This window comes from Halopseudomonas pelagia CL-AP6, assembly GCF_000410875.1.
GTDB lineage: Bacteria > Pseudomonadota > Gammaproteobacteria > Pseudomonadales > Pseudomonadaceae > Halopseudomonas > Halopseudomonas pelagia.
This window is the reverse complement of sequence record NZ_AROI01000002.1, coordinates 61,003-83,576: the sequence shown is the minus strand read 5'-3', so window position 1 is coordinate 83,576 and position 22,574 is coordinate 61,003. Positions and strand designations below refer to the sequence as shown.

The 22,574-nt window shown below is 54.7% G+C and carries 19 protein-coding genes; 7 read left to right on the top strand and 12 right to left on the bottom strand.

Going from position 1 to position 22,574, the window contains the following annotated elements:
- Positions 1 to 4 precede the first annotated feature (4 nt).
- The 7 genes from rsmG to rpmH form a co-directional block, all read right to left on the bottom strand.
- Entirely contained in the window at positions 5 to 658 is a 654-nt protein-coding gene (rsmG, locus tag K787_RS0100550) for a 16S rRNA (guanine(527)-N(7))-methyltransferase RsmG (protein WP_022960824.1), read from the bottom strand.
- Positions 655 to 2,547, bottom strand: a complete 1,893-nt coding sequence (gene mnmG / locus K787_RS0100545; protein WP_022960823.1) for a tRNA uridine-5-carboxymethylaminomethyl(34) synthesis enzyme MnmG — start codon at positions 2,545 to 2,547, stop codon at positions 655 to 657. Before mnmG ends, rsmG begins: the two co-directional genes overlap by 4 nt.
- Before the next feature lie 521 nt (positions 2,548 to 3,068).
- Positions 3,069 to 4,436 carry a tRNA uridine-5-carboxymethylaminomethyl(34) synthesis GTPase MnmE gene (gene mnmE, locus K787_RS0100540; RefSeq protein WP_022960822.1) on the bottom strand — a complete coding sequence of 456 codons (1,368 nt, stop codon included), beginning with the start codon at positions 4,434 to 4,436 and terminating at the stop codon, positions 3,069 to 3,071.
- Between the two features lie 81 nt (positions 4,437 to 4,517).
- Entirely contained in the window at positions 4,518 to 6,224 is a 1,707-nt protein-coding gene (gene yidC / locus K787_RS0100535) for a membrane protein insertase YidC (protein WP_022960821.1), read from the bottom strand.
- Positions 6,221 to 6,472: a membrane protein insertion efficiency factor YidD gene (gene yidD / locus K787_RS24535; protein ID WP_235801882.1), complete on the bottom strand. Its 252-nt coding sequence runs from the start codon at positions 6,470 to 6,472 to the stop codon at positions 6,221 to 6,223. The genes yidC and yidD overlap by 4 nt, the downstream gene beginning before the upstream one ends.
- On the bottom strand, positions 6,465 to 6,863 hold the full coding sequence (gene rnpA / locus K787_RS0100530; RefSeq protein WP_040640711.1) for a ribonuclease P protein component: 399 nt from the start codon (positions 6,861 to 6,863) through the stop codon (positions 6,465 to 6,467). Before rnpA ends, yidD begins: the two co-directional genes overlap by 8 nt.
- Positions 6,864 to 6,878: 15 nt before the next feature.
- Positions 6,879 to 7,013: a 50S ribosomal protein L34 gene (rpmH, locus tag K787_RS24530; RefSeq protein ID WP_084671860.1), complete on the bottom strand. Its 135-nt coding sequence runs from the start codon at positions 7,011 to 7,013 to the stop codon at positions 6,879 to 6,881.
- A gap of 586 nt (positions 7,014 to 7,599) precedes the next feature.
- On the opposite strand from rpmH, the gene dnaA reads away from it, so the two are divergent.
- From dnaA to K787_RS0100495, 6 genes are all read left to right on the top strand, one after another.
- Positions 7,600 to 9,093, top strand: coding sequence for a chromosomal replication initiator protein DnaA (dnaA, locus tag K787_RS0100525; protein ID WP_022960819.1), 1,494 nt, complete (start codon positions 7,600 to 7,602; stop codon positions 9,091 to 9,093).
- A gap of 53 nt (positions 9,094 to 9,146) precedes the next feature.
- Complete coding sequence (dnaN, locus tag K787_RS0100520; protein WP_022960818.1) at positions 9,147 to 10,250, top strand: DNA polymerase III subunit beta; 1,104 nt, start codon at positions 9,147 to 9,149, stop codon at positions 10,248 to 10,250.
- 12 nt (positions 10,251 to 10,262) lie between these two features.
- A complete protein-coding gene (gene recF / locus K787_RS0100515) occupies positions 10,263 to 11,369 on the top strand; it encodes a DNA replication/repair protein RecF (protein ID WP_022960817.1) in 1,107 nt (368 codons plus the stop codon).
- A 7-nt stretch (positions 11,370 to 11,376) separates the two neighbouring features.
- Positions 11,377 to 13,791, top strand: a complete 2,415-nt coding sequence (gyrB, locus tag K787_RS0100510) for a DNA topoisomerase (ATP-hydrolyzing) subunit B (protein WP_022960816.1) — start codon at positions 11,377 to 11,379, stop codon at positions 13,789 to 13,791.
- A gap of 628 nt (positions 13,792 to 14,419) precedes the next feature.
- Positions 14,420 to 15,190, top strand: a complete 771-nt coding sequence (locus K787_RS0100500) for a hypothetical protein (protein WP_022960814.1) — start codon at positions 14,420 to 14,422, stop codon at positions 15,188 to 15,190.
- 474 nt (positions 15,191 to 15,664) lie between these two features.
- Positions 15,665 to 15,868: a hypothetical protein gene (locus tag K787_RS0100495; RefSeq protein WP_022960813.1), complete on the top strand. Its 204-nt coding sequence runs from the start codon at positions 15,665 to 15,667 to the stop codon at positions 15,866 to 15,868.
- 15 nt (positions 15,869 to 15,883) lie between these two features.
- Here the strand turns inward: K787_RS0100495 and K787_RS21780 are convergent, their stop codons facing one another.
- The 5 genes from K787_RS21780 to glyQ form a co-directional block, all read right to left on the bottom strand.
- Positions 15,884 to 17,050, bottom strand: a complete 1,167-nt coding sequence (locus K787_RS21780) for a PilT/PilU family type 4a pilus ATPase (RefSeq protein ID WP_022960812.1) — start codon at positions 17,048 to 17,050, stop codon at positions 15,884 to 15,886.
- Positions 17,051 to 17,113: 63 nt separating this feature from the next.
- On the bottom strand, positions 17,114 to 17,851 hold the full coding sequence (locus K787_RS0100485; RefSeq protein WP_022960811.1) for a lysophospholipid acyltransferase family protein: 738 nt from the start codon (positions 17,849 to 17,851) through the stop codon (positions 17,114 to 17,116).
- Complete coding sequence (gene gmhB / locus K787_RS0100480; protein ID WP_022960810.1) at positions 17,839 to 18,387, bottom strand: D-glycero-beta-D-manno-heptose 1,7-bisphosphate 7-phosphatase; 549 nt, start codon at positions 18,385 to 18,387, stop codon at positions 17,839 to 17,841. The genes K787_RS0100485 and gmhB overlap by 13 nt, the downstream gene beginning before the upstream one ends.
- 76 nt (positions 18,388 to 18,463) lie before the next feature.
- On the bottom strand, positions 18,464 to 20,518 hold the full coding sequence (gene glyS, locus K787_RS0100475; protein ID WP_022960809.1) for a glycine--tRNA ligase subunit beta: 2,055 nt from the start codon (positions 20,516 to 20,518) through the stop codon (positions 18,464 to 18,466).
- On the bottom strand, positions 20,518 to 21,465 hold the full coding sequence (gene glyQ, locus K787_RS0100470; RefSeq protein WP_022960808.1) for a glycine--tRNA ligase subunit alpha: 948 nt from the start codon (positions 21,463 to 21,465) through the stop codon (positions 20,518 to 20,520). The genes glyS and glyQ overlap by 1 nt, the downstream gene beginning before the upstream one ends.
- A gap of 247 nt (positions 21,466 to 21,712) precedes the next feature.
- Here glyQ and K787_RS0100465 point away from each other — a divergent pair, with 247 nt between their 5' ends.
- On the top strand, positions 21,713 to 22,549 hold the full coding sequence (locus K787_RS0100465; protein WP_022960807.1) for a CvfB family protein: 837 nt from the start codon (positions 21,713 to 21,715) through the stop codon (positions 22,547 to 22,549).
- The last annotated feature ends 25 nt before the right edge of the window (positions 22,550 to 22,574 follow it).

Sequence of the window (22,574 nt, the reverse complement as noted above, 5' to 3'; positions counted from 1 at the left end):
CCTCCTATCCGTTATCCACCTGGACCCGCCGTCGCAGTATCAGCAGATGTCGACTGCCTTGGCAACCGGGTACCGCCAATTGTGCGCTGTCAGCAACCTGGAAGTCGACCGGCAATGCAGCCATTTCTTCCTCCGGATACTGGCCTTTCATCGCTAACCAATGTGTATCCGCATCACTGAGGTGCCGCGTCAGATCGGTGAAATCCGCGAGGGAACTGAACGCTCGAGATACGATACCGTGAAACGCTAGCTCTGCGTGGAAGGCTTCTACCCGGTTTTGCACCACGGTCAGATTGGCCAATCCCAGCTCCAGTTTCACCTGGGTAAGAAATCGCGTCTTCTTGCCATTACTGTCCAACAGCGTGAAGCGCGCTTGCGGCAACATAATCGCCAAAATGATGCCCGGCATCCCGCCGCCGCTCCCCACATCCAGCCAGCGATCGCCGTGCACGTAGGGCAGAACACTCAGGCTATCGAGTAAATGGCGGCTGACCATTTCATCCGGATCACGCACTGCGGTCAGGTTGTAGGCTTTGTTCCATTTGTGCAGCAAGCGCAAGTACGCTAGCAATTGATCACGCTGCTCAGGGTTCAGATCAATACCCAGCTGGGCGGCGCCCTCGGTCAGTTCACGGGCGTGGTCGGCCATCCGGATCATGCCTCTTTTGCCAGGCTACTGCCGGCGTTGCGTTTTTTCAAATGCACCAGTAACAGGCTGATCGCAGCGGGTGTCACACCCGGTATCCGCGAAGCTTGTCCGAGTGTTTGCGGCCGTACATCGGCCAGTTTATGGCGAATTTCATTGGATAAGCCATTCAGCGTCAGGTAATCAAAGCTCTCGGGCAACAAGGTTTGTTCATGCTGCCGCAGACGCAGTATTTCTTCCTGCTGACGTTCGATATAACCCGCGTACTTGGTATGGATTTCGACCTGCTCGGCGGCATCCGCTGGAATATCGACCTTGCCACTTAGCTCGCATAGCGCCTGGTAGTCCACTTCCGGCCGCCGCAGCAGATCGAGCAAACTGTATTCGTGGTTCAACGGGGTGGCATAGCGCTCTGCAAACGCCTTTCCTATCTCACTACTCGGTTGCACCCAGGTGCTGCTCAAGCGCTTGCGCTCAGCGTCGATCGCTTCGCGCTTGGCACAGAAAACCGCCCAGCGATGATCGTCGACCAGTCCGAGTTCCCGGCCCTTTTCGGTCAGCCGCAGATCGGCATTGTCTTCACGTAGTACTAGCCGATATTCGGCACGGGAGGTAAACATCCGATAGGGCTCACGGGTCCCCATGGTGATCAGATCGTCGACCAGCACGCCAATGTAGGCTTCGTCACGACGCGGGCACCAGGCTTCCTGATCCTGGGAACGGCGCGCGGCGTTCATGCCAGCCAATAGTCCCTGTGCGGCTGCTTCCTCGTAACCGGTAGTGCCATTGATCTGACCGGCAAAGAACAGCCCGTCAATAACTTTGGTCTCCAGCGAGTACTTCAGATCCTGCGGATTGAAGTAATCGTATTCGATCGCATAACCCGGACGCAGAATGTGCGCATTCTCCATGCCCTCAATTGACTGCACGATTTGCAGCTGCACATCGAACGGCAACGAAGTGGAAATGCCGTTGGGATACAGTTCGTGGGTGGTCAAACCTTCAGGTTCGATAAACACCTGATGCTGGTTCTTGTCGGCAAAGCGATGGATCTTGTCTTCGATCGACGGACAATAGCGCGGCCCTACCCCTTCGATCACGCCGGTGTACATGGGTGAGCGATCCAAATTGTTGCGGATAATCTCGTGGGTACGCTCGTTGGTATAGGTAATCCAACAGTTGACCTGCTTCGGGTGCTCGCTGACATTGCCCAAGAAGGACATCACCGGCAAGGGAGTGTCACCCGGTTGCACGGTCATTTTGCTAAAATCCACGCTGCGTCCGTCGATGCGCGGCGGCGTACCGGTTTTCAGTCGATCAACGCGCAAAGGCAGTTCACGTAGACGATTGGCCAGCGTGATCGCAGGCGGATCACCGGCACGACCACCCGCGTAGTTATCCAGACCAATGTGAATCAAACCGCCGAGAAAGGTGCCTGTGGTCAGTACCACGTTGGCCGCGTGAAAACGCAGCCCCATCTGGGTGATAACACCACAGACCTGATCATTTTCGACAATCAGGTCATCACAGGCCTGCTGGAATATCCACAGGTTAGGTTGATTTTCCAATATCTCGCGAATTGCCGCTTTGTACAGAATACGGTCAGCCTGCGCACGAGTGGCACGTACTGCAGGGCCTTTGCGGCTATTGAGCACGCGAAACTGGATACCGGCCTGGTCCGTTGCTCGGGCCATGGCACCACCGAGGGCGTCGATTTCCTTGACCAGATGGCTCTTGCCAATCCCGCCGATGGCAGGGTTACAGCTCATCTGCCCGAGTGTTTCGACGTTGTGGCTCAGCAGCAAGGTTTTTACACCCATACGGGCAGCAGCCAACGCGGCTTCGGTGCCAGCATGGCCTCCGCCTACAACGATAACGTCAAAACGACTTGGAAATTGCACGGTATACCTCGTTACCAGACAACGGCTGGCTTCGGGAAAGGGCGCTGATTATAGGCTTTGGCAGAAAAAATTGCAGCCTTGAGTTGGATGTTTTTTGAACAGTAGCTTGGGAGCGTGGCCCGGCTCTGAGGGAACACAGCTCATTAGTAGAATAAATTAAAGAAAGATTTAAAAAGCTTTATATAGTTAATGTTAATGAGTAAGCGGTTTTCTGTGAATAAGTCATTAAAACCTTTTTAAATCAGTAGATTGAAAAGAAAGAAAGGTTGTGATTAGCCTGAGCTTGAATGGGTCCTGAAGCGGTGTGTTACTTGTGGGTAACTTGGGCACTTATCCACAGGTGGTTTTACCCTAGGGTTGTGCACAGTCTTTTACCCCAGTCTTAGGCATAGTTGTACACAGGGCTTAACCAGGTCAAAGGAAGGAAAAATAAAGTGAAAAGGTTTAAAAAAAACGAGGAGTGCCCCTAGGAGGGCACTATTTCAAGAATCAAGAATCAAGAATCAAGAATCAAGCTGCATTTATTTGCCGATGCAGAAACTGGAGAAGATCCGACCCAGTAGATCGTCGGCGCTAAATTCACCGGTGATGCTGCCCAGGGCTTGCTGAGCCATGCGCAAATCCTCTGCTAACAGCTCTCCAGCGCCCATCAGAGTTAATTGATCGTGACCATGAGACAGGTGCTCGCTGGCTTGCTCCAGCGCTTGCAGGTGGCGACGGCGCGCACTGAACAGGCTTTCGGCGGTTTGCTCGTAGCCCATACAGGTTTTCAGATGCTCGCGTAGCAGCTCCACGCCTTCGCCCGTGCGTGCGCAGAGCTTCAGGGTGACGCTGCCATCGGCTGCCTGTTGCTGGCCTGCCTGTTCCCCTATCAGGTCGATCTTGTTGTGAATCAAGGTGACCTTGGCTGGGTCAGGCCGTTGCAATAGAAACTCCGGCCACAGGTTGTCAGGATGATGCGCTTCGGGTTGCGACGCATCGACCATCAACAGGATACGGTCAGCTTCGGCGATAGCGGCCATGGCACGCTCGACGCCGATCTTTTCGACCTGGTCTTCAGTGTCACGCAAGCCTGCGGTATCGATGATATGCAACGGCATGCTGTCGATGTGAATATGTTCGCGCAGGATATCCCGGGTAGTGCCGGCGATATCCGTGACGATGGCGCTGTCTTTGCCGGCCAGCGCATTGAGCAAGCTGGATTTGCCGGCGTTCGGCCGACCCGCGATCACTACGGTCATTCCGTCACGTAATAACGCCCCCTGGCCCGCCTCGCGCTGGACTTGTCCTAGCTGCTCACGGACTGTCTGGAGTTGGGCAAGTACGTGGCCGTCAGCGAGAAAATCAATCTCTTCTTCGGGGAAGTCAATCGCAGCCTCAACATAGATGCGGAGCGAAATAAGGGCTTCGGTCAGTGCATTGACCCGCGTGGAAAACGCGCCCTGTAATGAGTGCAATGCATTGCGTGCAGCCTGCTCCGAGCTGGCCTCGATCAAGTCGGCGATAGCCTCGGCCTGAGCCAGGTCGAGTTTGTCATTGAGGAAGGCTCGTTCGCTGAATTCCCCCGGTTTGGCCAGCCGTGCACCGGCCTGCAGGCAGGCTTTTAGCAGCAGATCCATCACCACGGGACCACCATGGCCTTGCAGCTCCAGTACATCTTCGCCAGTGAAGGAATGTGGCCCTGGAAAATACAATGTCAGGCCCTGATCAAGCGCTACTTGCTGTTGCCAGAAGGTACCGTAATGGGCGTGCCGGGGTCTGGGCTGGATACGCGCTATCTGTTCTGCAATGGACAGCGCCGCCGGTCCGGACACGCGGATTATGCCTACTCCACCTTGACCTGGCGGTGTCGCGATGGCGGCAATGGTATCGACGTGATAACTGGGCATGGCGACTCTCTGAAAAGTGGATAAACAGATAGCAAAACGCCCCGATATCGGGGCGCTTGGTTAGCTCTGCTCAGGCCGTGATTACTCGCCTTTGGCTGCAGCGCCTTTTTCGATCTGACGGGTAATGTACCACTGTTGCGCGATCGACAGCATGTTGTTGACCACCCAGTACAGTACTAGTCCGGCCGGGAACCAGAGGAAGAAGAAGGTAAAGATGATGGGCAGCATCTTCATCACCTTAGCCTGCATCGGATCCGGTGGTGCCGGGTTCAACTGCTGCTGAATGAACATGGTTGCGCCCATCAGGATCGGCAGAATGAAGAAAGGATCCTTGAGCGATAGGTCAGTGATCCAGCCCAGCCATTCGGCCTGACGCATCTCCACACTTTCCATCAGGGTCCAGTACAGCGCGATAAACACCGGCATCTGCACCAGGATCGGCAGACAGCCGCCCAATGGGTTGATCTTTTCTTTCTTATATAGCTCCATCATGCCCTGGGACATTTTCTGACGGTCATCGCCGTGCAGCTCACGCAGCGCCTGCAGCTTGGGAGCAACCCGGCGCATGTTGGCCATCGAGCGATAGCTGGTGGCCGACAGCGGGAAGAACACCAGCTTGATCAGCACGGTGAGCAGAATAATGCTCCAGCCCCAGTTACCGACAAAGCTGTGAATAAAGCTCAGCACCCAGAAAAGCGGCTGTGCAATCCACCAAAGGAAACCGTAATCGACGGTCAATTCCAGGCCGGGGGAAATTTCTTTCAGGCTATCCTGAATTTTCGGACCCGCATAAAAGCCAGCACTGATGCTGGCCTGTTGGCCTGGCTCGACGATGCTCGCTGGACTGGTGAAACCGACAATGTAATTGCCAGCGCTGTCCTTGCGTGTTTGATACACATGTTGTTGATCGGCTGAAGGAATCCAGGCGCTGACGAAGTAGTGTTGCAACCAGGCTACCCAACCTCCGCTGACGGTTTCGCTCAGGCGTGCCTTGTCCATATCGGAAAACGACACTTTGGTGTAGGACGCATCCGCACTCCAGTAGGCAGCCCCGAGGTAGGTAGCCATCCCGGTAGCACTCGAACTGGAGGGATCGTTGCTCTTATCGCGTTTGATCTGGCCGAACAGGTTACCGGTCCAGGTCTCATCACTCTGGTTATCGACGATGTAATCGACGTCCACCAGATATTCACCCCGGGTGAAAGTGAAACGCTTGATGTAGCTGACGCTGTTTTCTTCGAAACGCAGGTCAACGACCAGTTGCTGATCATCTCCAAGGCTGTAGCTCTGGTTTTCTGCCCGGTATAGAGGACGGCCGGCGGCGCGTGCATCAGGACCGTTTTTCCCGGTGAGACCGCTCTGCGCCACGTAGGTCATGGCGCTGGAGTTTTCCAGAATCGGAAATGGCAGGTCAGGTCGGTCCTTGCGTACCGGATACTTCGGCAGAGACAAAGTCACCAGATCGCCACCGCGCGGGTCGATTTCTGCACGCAGCGTATCAGTTTCGATTCTGATCAGATTATTACTGGTTTCTGCTGGCGTGGCGGCGGTCTGGGGTACTTCTGCTTCACCACCAGGCTCTACCGCAGGAGGGACGTCATCGGTTCTCGCGGTTTCGGCCACGCCTTGCCCATCGGGTAACGCTGGAATATCAGCATTACTCGGCTGATTGGATTCGGTGACAACCGGCGGCAGTTCTTCCTGCCCGTAATCAGTATTCCACTGCAAAACCATGAGATAGGTAATCACGAGCAAGGCAGCTATCAGGATATTTCGTTGCATGTTCATGGTTTATTGGTCATCTGAGAAGAAGGTGTGTCAGAGGCAGGCGGTACCGGATCGTATCCACCGGGATTCCAGGGATGGCAACGACTCAAACGCCTTGCACCGAGCAACGTACCCTTGAGCAAGCCATGTTGCTCGATGGCTTCTTGGGCATAGCAGGAGCAGGACGGGTAGAAACGGCAATGGCTGGCCATCAGCGGGCTGATAGCGTAGCGATATACCTTGATCACTCCGAGCGCGAGGTTACGCATTGGATGACGGGGGTCCGGAATGGCGTGAACGTGGAGGCTTGTCCGCTGACCGGGATAGCTTGCGCCACATGCTTTTGAATAGCTCATGTAGCGCAGCATTATCCAGCTCACCCAAGCCCTTGCGAGCCAGGACGACGATGTCCAGATTGCCCAGTTCCGGCTTATTCAGCCGGAATGAATCACGAGCAATGCGCTTGATTCGGTTGCGATCAACGGCACGGCGGACACTTTTCTTGGCAATCACCAGGCCCAATCTTGGCTGGTCCAGGGTGTTTGCCTTAGCCAACAACAATACGTAAGGCCCGGAAGCCTTGCGGGTGGCACCATCGAATACGTTCTTGAATTGGCTTGGCGTTAATAGCCTGCACTCAGGACTGAACCCGAAATCCACCTGCAAAACCGGATCTTAAGCTGACAGACGCTTGCGGCCTTTGGCGCGACGGCGTGCCAGTACGTTGCGACCATTGGCAGTAGCCATACGAGCGCGGAAACCGTGGTTACGCTTACGCTTCAAAACGCTGGGTTGAAATGTTCTTTTCATCTTGAGTTACCTGATTAATTCGCGTTAGAGCCAGAGAGCCCTTTCAAGGGACCGGCAATTCTAGAGAATAACCCCGTGCAGGTCAATTCGATTTCGCCTGGGGGTTCATTAAAAACAATATAAGATTAATTCTTTTAAGAGATAAATGAAGTTAATACTAATGGTCAGCCAGTTTACTGTGGATATCCTGAAAAAGCTTTCATAAATCAACAGCTTCGCAGAGCCAAAAAGATGTGGGCAAACGGTTGGTGGGACCCTTGATCTCCTGTGGCCTACCTGTGGATAAAGCGACCAGTTATCCACAGGTAGGGTTATCCACCACTTTGGCGGTGGTTTACCCACAGAGCCCAGGCCCGCTTGCACACAGAGCTCAAGGCCGCAATATGCAAGGCTTTTGCCATATTGCCGATATTTTTTAACTTAAGTCTAAGGTGCGATAGTGCGCTTTGAGCTACCAAGAGTGTGGATAAGTGGCCGGCAAAAGCGCTAGAATGGCGGCTGAAAATGCGCTTTCAAACCGCTTTGAAACTGGCTTGGTTGCGTTCAACAACAAGGCCTTTTTGCGGCCGATATACCGGGGGATTTTGTGTCGGTTGTACTCTGGCAGCAATGCATCGATTTTCTGCGTGATGAGCTACCATCCCAAGAGTTCAATACCTGGATCAGGCCTTTGCAAGTGGATGGCGATCAGACTGAACTGCGTCTTTATGCGCCGAACCGTTTTGTCCTTGACTGGGTAAACGACAAATATCTCAACCGGGTCCAGGAATTACTCGACGATCTTTCTCAAGGTCAAGCACCACTGGTGTCGCTATTGATTGGCAGCCGCCGTGCTGCCTCTGCGGTCAAATCCAGTGTTAGTGCTGCTGCACCTGTCCAATCGGTAGCCGCGTCTGCTGCCACCGTACAAACAGCCAGTGCCCCTGTAACGCCGCGTACCCAGGTCATTGCCCAGGGCTTTCAGCCTGAACAATCCCGAGGTGTGCGTATTGATGAAGAGGATCCTCGACCTCCTCAGCGAGCTGATCAGGCGGGCCCGAGCTCCCCGGTAATCAAGCACACCAGTTACTTGAATCGCAGCTTCACATTTGAAAACTTTGTTGAAGGCAAATCCAACCAGTTGGCTCGCGCAGCGGCCTGGCAGGTCGCTGATAACCCCAAGCATGGATACAACCCGCTGTTTCTGTACGGTGGTGTGGGCCTGGGTAAGACTCACCTGATGCATGCGGTGGGCAATCATCTGTTGAAAAAGAATCCCGCAGCCAAAATTGTCTATCTGCATTCGGAGCGCTTTGTTGCCGATATGGTCAAGGCGCTGCAGATGAATGCGATCAACGACTTCAAACGCTATTACCGATCTGTAGATGCATTGCTGATCGACGATATTCAATTTTTTGCCAAAAAAGAGCGTTCGCAAGAAGAGTTCTTCCATACCTTTAATGCGTTATTGGAAGGGGGTCAGCAAGTCATCCTGACCAGCGACCGATATCCAAAAGAAATTGACGGTCTGGAAGAGCGCCTGAAGTCGCGTTTTGGCTGGGGACTGACCGTCGCGGTGGAACCTCCGGAATTGGAAACCCGCGTAGCTATCTTGATGAAAAAAGCCGAGCAGTCACGCGTGGATCTACCGCATGACGCCGCGTTTTTTATTGCCCAACGCATCCGTTCGAACGTGCGCGAATTGGAAGGCGCGCTCAAGCGGGTTATTGCGAGCGCTCATTTTATGGGCCGCGACATCACCATCGAATTGATCCGCGAATCCCTCAAGGATCTGCTCGCGTTACAGGACAAGCTGGTCAGTATTGATAATATTCAGAGGACCGTGGCCGAGTACTACAAGATCAAGGTCTCGGATGTGCTGTCCAAGCGTCGTTCACGGTCAGTTGCCCGTCCCCGGCAGGTGGCTATGGCGTTGTCCAAGGAGTTGACCAACCATAGCCTGCCTGAAATCGGCGATGCTTTTGGTGGGCGTGACCATACGACTGTATTGCATGCGACGCGCAAGATTGCTGAGTTGCGTGAAATGGATGCGGATATCCGCGAAGATTACAAAAACCTGCTGAGGACACTGACTACCTGATATGAGGTAGGGTGTTCAGCACAAAATCACCTGCACGAGGTCGAAGGAAGACAATGCAATTTACCATTCAGCGTGAAGCCCTGTTGAAGCCCCTGCAACTGGTAGCCGGGGTAGTTGAACGTCGGCAAACCCTGCCCGTGCTGTCTAATGTGCTGTTGGTAGTTGATGGTAATACACTGTCGATGACCGGGACCGACCTGGAGGTCGAGCTGGTTGGCCGCATTAACCTGGAAGAGCCTGCGGAGGCCGGCGAAATCACTGTGCCGGCGCGCAAGCTGATGGATATCTGCAAGTCTTTGGCCGATGACGTGACCATCAGTCTTAAGGTTGAAGATAACAAAGCTATTATTCGCGCAGGCCGCAGCCGCTTTACGCTTGCTACCCTGCCGGCCTCTGACTTTCCCAATGTGGAAGATGGCCCAGGCTCTCTCAGTTTCGCTATTAACCAGAATAAGCTACGCAGATTGATTGAACGTACCAGCTTCGCCATGGCGCAGCAGGACGTGCGTTACTACCTTAATGGCATGCTGTTGGAAATCAATAAAGGCCAGCTGCGCGCTGTGGCTACAGATGGTCACCGTATGGCGATGTGTACCCAGGATGCGAACATCGATTATCAGGAGCGTTATCAACTGATTGTGCCACGCAAAGGCATTCTTGAGTTAGCGCGCCTGCTAGGCGAGGCGGATGATCTGGTTAACATCGTTCTAGGCACTCACCATATCCGCGCTACTACCGGCGATTTTACCTTCACTTCCAAGTTGGTCGATGGCAAGTTTCCTGACTATGAGCGCGTGCTACCGCGAGGTGGCGATAAGATCGTGCTTGCCGATCGTCAGGTTTTGCGTAATGCATTCAGTCGGACAGCGATTCTGTCGAACGAAAAGTATCGCGGTATTCGCTTGATGCTCAGCGATGCCCTGTTGAAAATTCAGGCCAATAATCCTGAGCAGGAAGAGGCTGTAGAAGACATTGCTGTTGAATACAGCGGCAGTGAGCTTGAGATTGGCTTTAATGTGAGCTATCTCCTGGACGTGATGAGCGTACTGGGCAGTGAGCAGGTTAAATTGATTTTATCCGATGCCAATAGTAGCGCCCTGGTACAGGAAGCTGATTCTGATGACAGCGTCTATGTTGTCATGCCAATGCGTCTCTAAGTTTGTTCGTTAATGCCGCTTAAGAAGCTGTCTGTCACCGCGGTGCGCAATTTGCACCCGGTGACTATCTTCCCCTCCCCCCGCATTAATCTCATTTACGGCGATAACGGCAGCGGCAAGACCAGCCTGTTGGAAGCTATTCATATCCTTGGGTTGGCCCGCTCTTTTCGCAGCACGCGACTGCACCCGGTTATTCAACATGAGCATCAGTCTTGCACTGTGTTCGCGGAGATTGAATTGGATAGCGGACTGCATACCTCAATGGGCATCACTCGTAGTAAGCAAGCCGATTACCAGATCCGAATTGATGGGCAGACTATACGCAGTACAGCTCAATTGGCTGACACGCTACCCTTGCAATTGATCAATCCGGATAGCTTTCGCTTACTGGAGGGTGCGCCGAAACAGCGGCGGCAATATCTCGATTGGGGTGTGTTCCACGTGGAACATCAGTTCCTGAGTACCTGGCAGCGTTTGCAAAAAAGCCTCAAGCAACGGAATTCACTGCTCCGACGTGGTAGAATCGAACGTTCGCTAATAGCCCCGTGGGAAGCCGAGCTAGTAGATGCAAGCGAGCGTATAGACGAGTACCGCAGAGCCTACCTGCTCAAGCTCAAGCCCGTGTTCGAGTCAGTACTGGCGCAGTTGATTGATCTTGACGATCTCACCCTCAGTTATTTTCGTGGGTGGGACAAAGATCGTGGCCTGCAGGCCGTGATCGACTCGCAGTTCGAGCGAGACTGCCAGTTGGGTCATACCCAGGCGGGCCCGCAAAGAGCTGATTTGAGGTTAAGGATCAAGGGGATGAATGCTGCTGAAGTGTTATCCCGCGGGCAGCAGAAGTTGGTCGTATGTGCCCTGAAGATAGCCCAAGGGCACCTATTAAAGGAGCGTGGTCGCCAGCAGGACTGCATTTTCCTGGTGGATGATTTGCCTTCCGAGTTAGACGAGCAGCACCGTAATGCCCTGTGCCGGCTGTTAGAAGCCCTCGATTGTCAGGTGTTTATTACGGGTGTAGAAGCAGAACAGCTGGCGAATTGCTGGCAAACCGAAACATCCTTGTCGATGTTCCACGTGGAACATGGGCACATTGTGCAGACCGAACGCTGTCTGGAGTGACGAGAATATGACCGAAAATAGAGCCTATGATTCATCCAGTATCAAGGTACTTAAAGGCCTTGATGCCGTGCGGAAACGCCCCGGCATGTACATCGGTGACACGGACGACGGTACCGGTCTGCACCACATGGTGTTCGAGGTAGTTGATAACTCAATCGACGAGGCGCTCGCCGGTCACTGCACCGACATCAGCATTGTCATGCACACCGATGAATCCATTACTGTTAGAGATAATGGCCGGGGCATCCCCGTCGATATGCACGAGGAAGGTGTTTCTGCGGCAGAGGTCATCATGACCGTACTGCATGCCGGTGGCAAATTCGACGATAACAGCTACAAGGTGTCGGGTGGTCTGCACGGTGTGGGTGTTTCAGTGGTCAACGCGCTGTCTGAAGAGCTCATCTTGACCATTCGCAGGGCCGGTAAAGTATGGGAGCAGACCTATAGCCACGGCGTGCCCCAGCAGCCCCTGAGAGAGGTGGGTGACACTGACACCAGCGGCACGCAGATTCACTTCAAACCGTCTGCGGAAACCTTCACCAGCATCAGCTTCAGCTGGGATATTCTCGCCAAGCGTTTACGCGAATTGTCCTTTCTGAATTCCGGCGTAGGTATCCATCTCTCTGATGAGCGCTCCGGCAAGAAAGAGCTATTCAAGTATGAAGGTGGCTTGCGCGCCTTTGTTGACTATCTCAACGTCAACAAGTCGACCATCAACTCGGTGTTTCATTTTGATTTGCAGCGCGACGATGGCATTGCCGTCGAAGTGGCGATGCAGTGGAACGACAGCTTTAATGAAAGCATTCTGTGCTTTACCAATAATATTCCGCAGCGCGATGGTGGTGCTCACCTGGCTGGTTTCCGTAGTGCACTCACGCGCACGTTGAATAGCTATATTGAGCAAGAAGGTCTGCTGAAAAAACTCAAGGTCAGCACCTCGGGCGATGACGCTCGTGAAGGTCTGACGGCGATTATTTCAGTCAAGGTGCCTGATCCCAAGTTCTCCTCGCAGACCAAAGACAAATTGGTCTCATCTGAGGTGAAAACCGCCGTCGAGCAGGAGATGAACAAAGCCTTTGCCGACTATCTATTGGAAAAACCGAGCGAAGCGAAAGCGGTAGTGGGTAAGATGATCGACGCCGCACGTGCGCGCGAAGCTGCCCGCAAGGCGCGTGAAATGACTCGTCGTAAGGGTGCGCTGGATATCGCCGGTTTGCCGGGTAAATTGGCTGACTGCCAGGAGAAAGATCCGGCTCTTTCCGAACTTTACATAGTGGAGGGTGACTCTGCGGGTGGCTCGGCGAAACAGGGCCGTAACCGCAAGACCCAGGCCATTCTGCCGTTGAAGGGCAAGATCCTCAACGTGGAAAAAGCCCGCTTTGACAAGATGCTTTCCTCTGCCGAAGTTGGCACCCTGATCACCGCACTGGGTTGTGGTATCGGCCGTGATGAGTTCAACGTCGACAAGCTACGCTATCACAACATCATCATCATGACCGATGCTGACGTCGACGGCTCACACATTCGTACGTTGCTGCTGACGTTCTTCTTCCGGCAGATGCCCTTGCTGATCGAACGTGGCTATATCTACATTGCTCAGCCGCCGTTGTACAAGATCAAAAAGGGTAAGCAGGAACAGTATTTGAAGGACGACGAGGCGTTGGAGGAATATCTGACCCAGTCGGCGCTCGAAGACTCCTATCTGTTTGTGAACGAAGATGCACGCGGCATCACCGGTGAAGGTCTGGAGCGCATCGTCCAAGAGTTCCGCTCGGTAATGAAGACCCTGAAACGCTTGTCGCGGCTGTATCCGCTGGAGTTGATGGAGCACTTTATCTATCTGCCCCGCTTGACGCTGGATAATCTGGCGGACAAAGCGTTTATGCAGAACTGGGTCGCGCAGTTCGAAACCATGGTCAAAACTGGCGAGAAATCAGGCCTGCAATACGCTGTGAGCCTGCGTGAAGACAAAGAGCGCCGCCTATGGCTCCCTGAGGTGGAATCGATCTCTCACGGCCTCTCAAGCTACTGTACGTTCAATCGTGACCTTTTTGGCAGTAATGATTACCGCACCATGGCTGAGTTGGGCGAAAAGCTGCAGAGCCTGTTGGAAGAAGGCGCGTACATGCAGCGCGGCGAGAAGAAAAAACCAATCACTCATTTCAAGGAAGGCCTGGAGTGGATGATGAGCGAAACCGCCCGCCGGCATACTATCCAGCGCTACAAAGGGCTGGGTGAGATGAACCCGGATCAGTTATGGGAAACCACCATGGACCCGGAAAGCCGTCGTATGTTGCGCGTGAATATCGAAGACGCGATTGCTGCGGATCAGATCTTCAACACCTTGATGGGTGATCACGTAGAACCACGCCGTGAGTTTATTGAAACCAACGCGCTAGCGGTCTCCAACCTCGACGTGTAATCACGTTGTCGAGGGGCAGGTTAATTGTCATGTTTGTACAAGTTCTTGTCATGTGACGGCTAAAAAACCCTGACTTATGTCGGGGTTTTTTAATTAAATCAATAGCTTATATATTCTTGTTAAAAATATTAAGGTGAGTTGTCTTACTAAAGCAGTCCACTCAGATTGAAACTGGATAGCTGGTTCAACGCAGTCGGGCACGGCTGCCCTTGTAGCACACCCCTGCCGTGATTGTTTAGCCTCTGGAATAGCAGGTCCGTTATCTTGCAATGGTCTTTTGGCTATTGTTTTATTTCAGGGATGCCAACCATGAGTATAGAGCGACAATTACCTTGGCCGGTTCGTGACGCTCCGCAGTTTCAGCCAGAGGTCGTCGCTCGTTATGCTGACCCTCTCATCGGACCTGAACTCGCTCCACCTCGCAGGTGGGACGTGGTTCTCTAACTTGTGGTTATTGCGCTTCAGTAGGTTCTCTACTTTACTCTCTAGAACGGTCAAGGGGCAGCTGTCCCTCCCTGGTTTTAGTCTGCTTGACCCACTACGCGTAATCGGCCTAGCCATTATCATCTGGAAGCATCTTCGGTGACGCGCAGGTTTAATTCTAGCGTTGAACAATAGGAGATCTATCATGGGGAAAGCGCTATTACATCGGTTGGCTATTCTTGGGTTGATGTGCATCGGTATTTTTTCGTTGTCTGGCTTGGAGCCTGTTTTTGCGGCGGAACCTGATTTAACGGGCCTCTGGACAGGTCGTACAACATGCCCGCTGGGTGCTGTCGATTTAGAAATAGAAATCAAAGGAAAAAGCGCCGAATTTCGGCACCACGGGTATGGCCCGGACAGACAGGATCCAATATCTTTTCCCGTAAAATTGAGATTTTCATCTGGCTGGGAGGGGGAGTGGGTTTATTTCGCAGACGAAGAGGACTCTCACAAGAGCTGGGGTAGTTTCAATGGTCTACTGTCCAAGAATGGCGATAGTATTCAGGTCCGCGATCGCACTAGCCTTGGTGCTTGCAGTCAGTTTGCGTTTACTCGCAGTGTCGATGTGCCTTCACCGGTGGCGGAAGGAGGTCAGTGTCCAAAGACCAGCCGCGAGCCAACCGAGAATGAAATGCGCTCGGCGGTAGAGGCTGCAGGGAACAAGGACATCAATTTGGGAGTTGCCTCTAGCAGTTTAAGAATTGGGGACTTTACAAAAGTTGCCTGTGAAAAGGCTGTAGGCTTGTCTGGTTACAACTGTGATTACAAAGCATACATCGACTATCAAGTAAGCGATTCTACGCATCAACAGCTTTTTGACTGGCTAAGGCAGGCACACGGTGCCACTGGTCAGGATGCTCTTGTGGGGCGATTCGTTTGTTCGGATGGTCGATGGAGCATGCTCCCTTTACGCTGAAAAGAGAGCAACGGGAGGCTACGCACCTGCTGGTAGGTGTGAAACAAGTCAGGGGTTAGTCTTCTATTGATGTGAGAGATCAAAGCAGTGAGCGTGAGGATCGAAGCGCCATCAGTATCGTAGCCACGTCCTGGGTATCTCAATTGCAAGGCTCTAACGTGGCTACGAAACCTGGGGCGATTCATTTTCCAGTGCCTGTAACGACGCATAGCTGTAACATATTGACAGGGTGTAAATATGGGCTGTCTGGTGTGAATGACCGAGCCAGTGACTACGCAAGAAATGTCAATTTATCTGGCGTAACCGTGACATTAATATTGCCCATTCTAATCGTAACTCGTTGATTTATATATGGCGTCGAATGTCGATTTTATCGCCCGTCGACACAACGCCTCTTTCTCCTTTTGCACGACCTGCCGCGTTTAGACGACGCGCAGGTCTGTACGGGCCCTCAATGTCGTTAGAGAAACTCCTATGCAAGATCACTCATCGGTTGTCGGACAGCTGGAAACGCTGACCGAGCACCTCAATGCGCTCGCGCCTTGTCCTTTTTCGCGGTCCATGTTTATCGGCTGGTTGGTGCAACGTTGGCAAGCGCTGCAGGGTGCAGGATTGAACAAAGAAGAGCTGAACGCCCAGCTTGAACAGGATTATCTGGCCTGGATCAAAACCGCCTGAGCTTGTTCGCGCAATCTATTTGAAATCGTCAGTCAGATCCGCATCGAAGGAACTGGCGTCTTTTTCGCTAAGCGGAGGTGGTGCGGCCGGGCGCGGAGCGGCAGCGGTGGTCGGAGCCGAGGTGGATTCCATCTTTGCCCGTAGCATCAGATCATTGCGCGAGTCGGCAAGACGCATGGCTTCCTTGAGCGTAATTGCTTTTTCGGTCAGCAGTTGGAATAGATGTTGGTCGAAGGTCTGGAGCGTATTGTCATCGGTCGCGCGGGTCATTGCTGCACGGATATCCTGGGTCTCGTCCCGCGCAATCAGGTTGACGATATAGGGCGTGCGGACCATTACCTCGACTACGGGCAGGCGCGGTTTGCTGATACCTGTGGCCAGGCGCTGACCTATAATGGCTGCCAGATTAGCTGCTATATCCCCTAAAACCTGACCTCTCGCCTCTTCCGGAAACATGTTGGCCATGCGGTCAACCGCCTGCACGGTATTGGTTGCGTGCATGGTGGCCAGCACCAAATGACCGGTTTCACTGTAGTGCAGCGCATGCTGCATGGTGGCGCGGTCGCGGATCTCACCGATCATGATCACGTTGGGGGCCTCGCGCAACACGTTATGCAGCGCGTCGGCAAAGCTGTGGGTATCGAGCCCGACTTCGCGCTGATCGATGATGGATTCCTTGTGCTGATGGAGGAATTCAATCGGGTCTTCAATACAGATGATATGTCCGGCGCGGTTGCTGTTGCGATAGTCAAGCATGGACGCCAAGGTAGTGGACTTACCCGAGCCGGTGGAGCCGGTGACCAAAATCAAACCGCGGTCGAGCATCACCAGTTTGCCGAGCACCGGGGGTAGACCGAGGTCGTTAAAGCTGGGAATCAGATGATTAATATAGCGTATGACCATGGCGACTTCGCCGCGCTGCACGTAGATGTTGGCGCGGAAGCGACCCACGCCCTGCAACCCAACGGCCAGGTTCATTTCCAGATCGCGCTCGAATTCGTCGATCTGTTTCTCGCTCATCAATGCATAAGCCATTGATTTTACTGAGCCCTTCGCCATCTTTTCTTCGCCAAGCTTAACGAAGGCACCTTCTCGTTTGATGGTCGCCGGCGCACCTACGCTAAGAAATAGGTCCGAACCCTTGAGTTCGGCCAGGCGTCGCAAGTAGTCGTTGACCTCCATACGGCACAGCTCCCTATCACTGCAAAAGGCTTTTGCACAGGTTCATGCAAAAAAACCGCCTGGTTATTCCCCGCGTTGGGAAGCCAGTGCCTGATTGATCCAGGCTTCGGTCTGCTTGTTGATTTCTACAATAGCACGGGGATCGCTGCCCTTGGGGTACAGCGCCGGGCCAATCATGACCTTGATGGTGCCCGGGCGCTTGCCCCAGCCCACCTTAGGCCAGAACTCGCCGGCATTGTGCGCCACAGGCACCACCGGCGCATTGTTGGCGCAGGCCAATGCAGCCCCGCCGCGGGAGAATTTGATGGTGGTGCCGGGTAGCATGCGCGTGCCCTCGGGGAACACCAAAATCCAGAAGCCCTCAGCCAGACGTTTGCCGCCGATCAGGCTTAACTGCTTGAGTGAGTCCCGACCATTTTTGCGATCAATGGCAATGGGTTTAGCTAGCGCGAAAGCCCAGCCAAAGAAGGGCACATAGAGCAGCTCCTTTTTGATTAATTGCGTCTGCGGCTGAAAGACCTGCTGCAGAAAAAAGGTTTCCCAAGTGCTCTGGTGGTTGGCGAGGATAACGCCCGGCTGATCGGGAATATTCTCGCGGCCAATTACTTCATAGTCGATGCCCACCAGGTGCTTGGTAAGCCATATGGCCATGCGGCTCCAGCAACTGATAATCAACTTTGAACGCAGCTTAGCGGAGGGTATAAAGGGCGTGATGATCAGCATCAGCAAGCCCCAGATACCAGCGCTGGCCGCCAGCAGCAGATAGAAAAGAATGACGCGCAGGGGCATCAGCACAGACATGGCTCAGTTTCCAGAAGGTAATCGACCACAGCGGCCAGGTTGTCAAAAATCAGCGTACCCTCGGGCAGCGTTTTGTGTTCGGTTAGTGCGCCCTTGCCGGTGCGGACCAGGAAGGGTCGGCAGCCGACGGCTACCCCAGCCTCCAGGTCACGCAGGCTGTCGCCAACGGTAGGGACCTGTTGTAAGGATAGGTCAAAGTATTCGGCTATCTGCTTGAACAAGCCGGACGCAGGTTTGCGGCAATCGCAGCCGGCGTCCGGTGCGTGCGGGCAGTAGCGGATCAGATCCACCTTGCCGCCCTGCTCTGCGACCAAGTCGATCAAGCGCTGATGCATCGTCTGCAACGTTTCTTCAGTAAAATACCCGCGCCCCAACCCGGACTGATTGGTGGCTATCGCCACTGTCCAGCCAGCCTTGCTCAGGCGCGCGATGGCATCAATCGAGCCTGGTAGCGGAAGCCATTCTTCCAGACTTTTGACGAAGGCATCCGAGTCTTCGTTGATAACACCATCGCGATCAAGAATGATCAGTTTCATAGAACCCCAGCTGCAAGCTGCAAGCGTTGAACCGGGCAGTGTGGCCCCGGTTCCGCGTATAAGCTAATAGAAGGTTTTATCCCAACAGCGAGATGTCGGCGACACCCAGGAATAACCCGCGCAGGCGCGCCAGTAGCGCATAGCGATTGGCCCGTACCGCCGGATCTTCGGCGTTGACCAATACCTGATCGAAGAATGCGTCTACCGGCTCGCGCAGGCTCGCCAATCGCTCCAGCGCGGCGCTGTACTGGCGCTGCGCAGCTAGCGGCGTTACGGCCATCTCGGCCTCGACAATGGCGTCGGCCAGCGCTTGTTCGGCTGGCTCCTGCAGTTGCTCCTGCGTGATCTCTGCCGCGACTGGACTGTCGGCCTTGGACAGGATGTTGGATACCCGCTTGTTTGCTGCCGCCAGGGCTTCGGCTTCAGGCAAACGGCGGAATAGCTGCACCGCCTGTACGCGTTGGTCGAAGTCCAGCGGCGAGGCCGGGCAGACGGCGCGCACTGATTGGTATACCGCGACGTCGATACCCTCGTCCTCGTAGCGGGCGCGCAGCCGGTCGAAGATAAAGTCCTGTACCTGATTGGCCAGATTCTCGACCTTCACACGGTCCCCGTACTGTTGCACTGCGACCTGAATTGCCGCGTGCAGGTCCAGTTCCAGGCCCTTCTCGATCAGAATCCGCAGGACTCCGAGCGCGGCGCGGCGCAGTGCGTAGGGATCCTTGCTGCCGGTGGGCAGCATGCCGATACCGAAGATGCCGACCAAAGTGTCCAACTTGTCCGCCAGCGCTACCGCAGCGCCAGTCAGGGTGCTTGGCAGTTCGGCGCCTGCACCGCGAGGCATATATTGCTCGTTTAACGCCAGGGCGACATCCTCGGCCTCGCCATCATGCTTGGCGTAGTAATAACCGGCGATACCTTGCAGCTCGGGAAACTCGCCGACCATCTCGGTGGCCAGGTCGCACTTGCTCAACAGACCGGCACGCGCGGCCTTGTCCGGTGCCCCGCCGATCTGCCCGGCGATAAAGGCGGCCAGGCTGGAAATGCGTTGGGCCTTGTCGAACACGGTGCCCAGTTGGGCTTGAAATACCACATTGGCCAGGCGCTGATTACGGCTTTCCAGCGGGGTTTTCTTGTCCTGCAGGAAGAAAAACTCGGCGTCCGTCAGGCGCGGGCGCACGACCTTCTCGTTACCGGAGATGATCTGCGCCGGGTCCTTGGATTCGATATTGGCCACGGTAATAAAGCGTGGCAGCAGCTTGCCATTGGCATCGAGCAGGCAGAAGTACTTCTGGTTGTCCTGCATGGTCGAGATAAGGGCTTCCTGGGGCACGTCGAGGAAGCGTTCTTCGAAGCTACACACCAGCGGCACCGGCCACTCGACCAGTGCAGTAACTTCATCGAGCAGGTCATCGGGCATGATCGCAGTGCCCTGCTGCTCGGCGGCCAGCTGTTCGACGCGCTGGCGAATTAGTTCGCGGCGCTCGGCGAAATCGGCAATCACGTGACCCTTGCGCAGGTCGTCGGCGTAGCTGGCGGGAATACCGATGCGGATCTCTTCCGGGTGATGGAAGCGGTGCCCGCGAGAGGTACGCGCGGCGTGCTGGGAGAGGATCTCGACAGGGATGATCGAGTCGCCCTGGAGCATCACCAGCCACTGGGTTGGACGCACAAATTCGGTCTTGCTCGCTGCCCAGCGCATGCGCTTGGGAATCGGCAGAGCAGCTAGCGCTGCATCGACAATACCCGGTAGCAGATCTGCCGCAGGTTGTCCGGGGATGCTTTGTACATAGCGCAGCTTGGGGCCGCTCTGATCCAGTTCGGCAACTGACACGCCGCACTTCTTGGCAAAGCCTTCAGCGGCCTTAGTCGGTTTGCCTTCGCTGTCGAAGGCCGCCTGCAGTGGTGGGCCGTCCATCTGTTGTGTGCGGTCAGGCTGTTGGGTCGACAGTTGCTCGACCAGAATGGCCAGACGCCGAGGCGCTGCGTAATGGCGTGCGCTCTGGAACTCCAGTCCGGCCTCATTCAGGCCTTTTTCAACGCCGGCGAGAAAGGCTTCGGCCAGCGTCTTCAGCGATTTGGGGGGCAGCTCTTCGGTGCCCAGTTCTACCAGAAAATCCTGAGCCAGCATTATTCGGCCTCCTTGAGTTTGGCCAGTACTTCGTCACGCAGTTCGGGCGTGGCCATCGGGAAACCGAGCTTGGCGCGGGCTTGCAGATAACTCTGGGCGATGGCGCGTGACAGGGTGCGCACACGCAGTATGTATTGCTGACGCGCAGTCACGGAAATGGCCCGGCGTGCATCCAGCAGGTTGAAGGCGTGGGAGGCCTTGATCACCATTTCGTAGGCTGGCAGCGGCAGCTCGGCAGCCATCAGACGGTTGGCTTCGCTTTCGTAGAAATCAAACAGCTCCAGTTGCTTCTCGACGTTGGCGTGTTCGAAGTTGTAGGTTGATTGCTCAACCTCGTTCTGATGGAACACATCACCGTAGGTCACCTTGCCGAACGGGCCGTCGGAATACACCAGGTCGTAGACCGAATCGACGCCCTGCAGGTACATTGCCAACCGCTCAAGCCCGTAAGTGATCTCGCCGGTCACCGGATAGCACTCGACACCGCCGACCTGCTGGAAGTAGGTGAACTGGGTGACCTCCATACCGTTCAGCCAGACTTCCCAGCCCAGGCCCCAGGCACCCAGCGTGGGCGACTCCCAGTTGTCTTCGACGAAGCGGACGTCATGCACCTGGGTGTCCACACCAATATGTTTCAACGAATCCAGATACAACTCCTGCATATCGCCGGGATTGGGTTTCAACACCACTTGGAATTGGTAGTAGTGCTGCAAGCGGTTGGGGTTGTCGCCGTAGCGGCCGTCAGAGGGACGGCGGCTAGGCTGCACATAGGCGGCGTGCCAGGTTTCCGGGCCGATGGCGCGCAGGAAGGTGGCCGTGTGAAAGGTGCCAGCGCCCATTTCCATATCGTAGGGCTGGAGGATCACACAGCCCTTCTCTGCCCAGTAACTCTGCAGGGCAAGGATCAGGCCTTGGAAGCTTTGCGTGGCTGGATTGGTCTGAGTCACGTGATTTGTCCGGTTAGGCTTTAAAATAAAGGCCGCAGTATACAATCAGACGGCCCCGGACATACAGGAATGGCGTGGATTTGGCAGGGCAATTTGCCAGGCGCCCGCGCCTGCTCTCCATCTCGGCCTGCCAGTTGTCAAAAGGCACAGGAAGACGTAATGAATATCGGGCTCTGCGTCTAGTTACCTGGTTTGTCCCATTGGACAGGCTGCTACAATGCTCTTACCTTCATTCGGGAATACCCATATGGCCGCTATCGGGCGTTACAACACCCTACAAATCGTCAAGCATACCGGCTTTGGCCTTTACCTCGACGGCGGACCGGACGGCGAGATTCTGCTACCCAATCGCTATATTCCCAAGGACACGCCGACTGAAGTCGAGGACTGGCTGAATGTGTTTATCTACCTCGACAGCGAAGATAAATTGATCGCCACCACCGAGACGCCCAAAGCGCAGGTCGGCGACTTCGCCAGCCTCAAGGTCGCAGAGATCAACCGGGTCGGATTGTTTCTCGACTGGGGTCTACCCAAGGATGTGCTGCTGCCGCACTCCGAGGAAAAGCGTCCGCTAGAGGTGGGTGATTACTGCGTGGTCTATCTGTATCTGGATAAGCACACCCGACGTATCACTGCGACCGCGCACCTGGATCGCCATCTGGACAAGCTACCAGTGCGTTACAAGGTCGGGGAGCAAGTCAGTCTGCTGATCGCGGGTGTGACCGACCTGGGCTTCAAGGCGATCATCAATGGTCAACATTGGGGCCTGGTGCACAAGAACGAAGCCTTCAAATTTCTGCGCAGCGGTATGCAGGAAGTCGGTTACATCAAGGAAATCCGCCCGGATGGCAAGATCAGCCTGAGTCTGCAGCCGGTTGGTAGCGAGGCCGCTGATGTATTGCAGGAGCAGATCATGCAACGGCTAGAGGAGCATGATGGGGTGCTGATGATCAGCGACAAGAGCCCGCCGGAACTAATCGCCCGCGAGTTTGGTGTCAGCAAAGGCAATTTCAAGAAAGCCATTGGCGGGCTGATGAAGCTTGGTCGCATCCGCATCCAGCCAGACCGAATTGAACAGGTCTGAGCGCATGCGATGGCACATAGATCTG

What these genes read in the sequence shown, in the direction of transcription:
- dnaN (WP_022960818.1), top strand. Translation starts at nt 9,147, where the DNA reads ATGCAATTTACCATTCAGCGTGAAGCCCTGTTGAAGCCCCTGCAACTG.
- gyrB (WP_022960816.1), top strand. Translation starts at nt 11,377, where the DNA reads ATGACCGAAAATAGAGCCTATGATTCATCCAGTATCAAGGTACTTAAA.
- gmhB (WP_022960810.1), bottom strand. Translation starts at nt 18,387, where the DNA reads ATGAAACTGATCATTCTTGATCGCGATGGTGTTATCAACGAAGACTCG.
- K787_RS0100495 (WP_022960813.1), top strand. Translation starts at nt 15,665, where the DNA reads ATGCAAGATCACTCATCGGTTGTCGGACAGCTGGAAACGCTGACCGAG.
- recF (WP_022960817.1), top strand. Translation starts at nt 10,263, where the DNA reads ATGCCGCTTAAGAAGCTGTCTGTCACCGCGGTGCGCAATTTGCACCCG.
- K787_RS0100465 (WP_022960807.1), top strand. Translation starts at nt 21,713, where the DNA reads ATGGCCGCTATCGGGCGTTACAACACCCTACAAATCGTCAAGCATACC.
- glyS (WP_022960809.1), bottom strand. Translation starts at nt 20,518, where the DNA reads ATGCTGGCTCAGGATTTTCTGGTAGAACTGGGCACCGAAGAGCTGCCC.
- K787_RS0100485 (WP_022960811.1), bottom strand. Translation starts at nt 17,851, where the DNA reads ATGTCTGTGCTGATGCCCCTGCGCGTCATTCTTTTCTATCTGCTGCTG.
- rpmH (WP_084671860.1), bottom strand. Translation starts at nt 7,013, where the DNA reads ATGAAAAGAACATTTCAACCCAGCGTTTTGAAGCGTAAGCGTAACCAC.
- mnmE (WP_022960822.1), bottom strand. Translation starts at nt 4,436, where the DNA reads ATGCCCAGTTATCACGTCGATACCATTGCCGCCATCGCGACACCGCCA.
- K787_RS21780 (WP_022960812.1), bottom strand. Translation starts at nt 17,050, where the DNA reads ATGGAGGTCAACGACTACTTGCGACGCCTGGCCGAACTCAAGGGTTCG.
- yidD (WP_235801882.1), bottom strand. Translation starts at nt 6,472, where the DNA reads ATGCGTAACCTCGCGCTCGGAGTGATCAAGGTATATCGCTACGCTATC.
- yidC (WP_022960821.1), bottom strand. Translation starts at nt 6,224, where the DNA reads ATGAACATGCAACGAAATATCCTGATAGCTGCCTTGCTCGTGATTACC.
- K787_RS0100500 (WP_022960814.1), top strand. Translation starts at nt 14,420, where the DNA reads ATGGGGAAAGCGCTATTACATCGGTTGGCTATTCTTGGGTTGATGTGC.
- rsmG (WP_022960824.1), bottom strand. Translation starts at nt 658, where the DNA reads ATGATCCGGATGGCCGACCACGCCCGTGAACTGACCGAGGGCGCCGCC.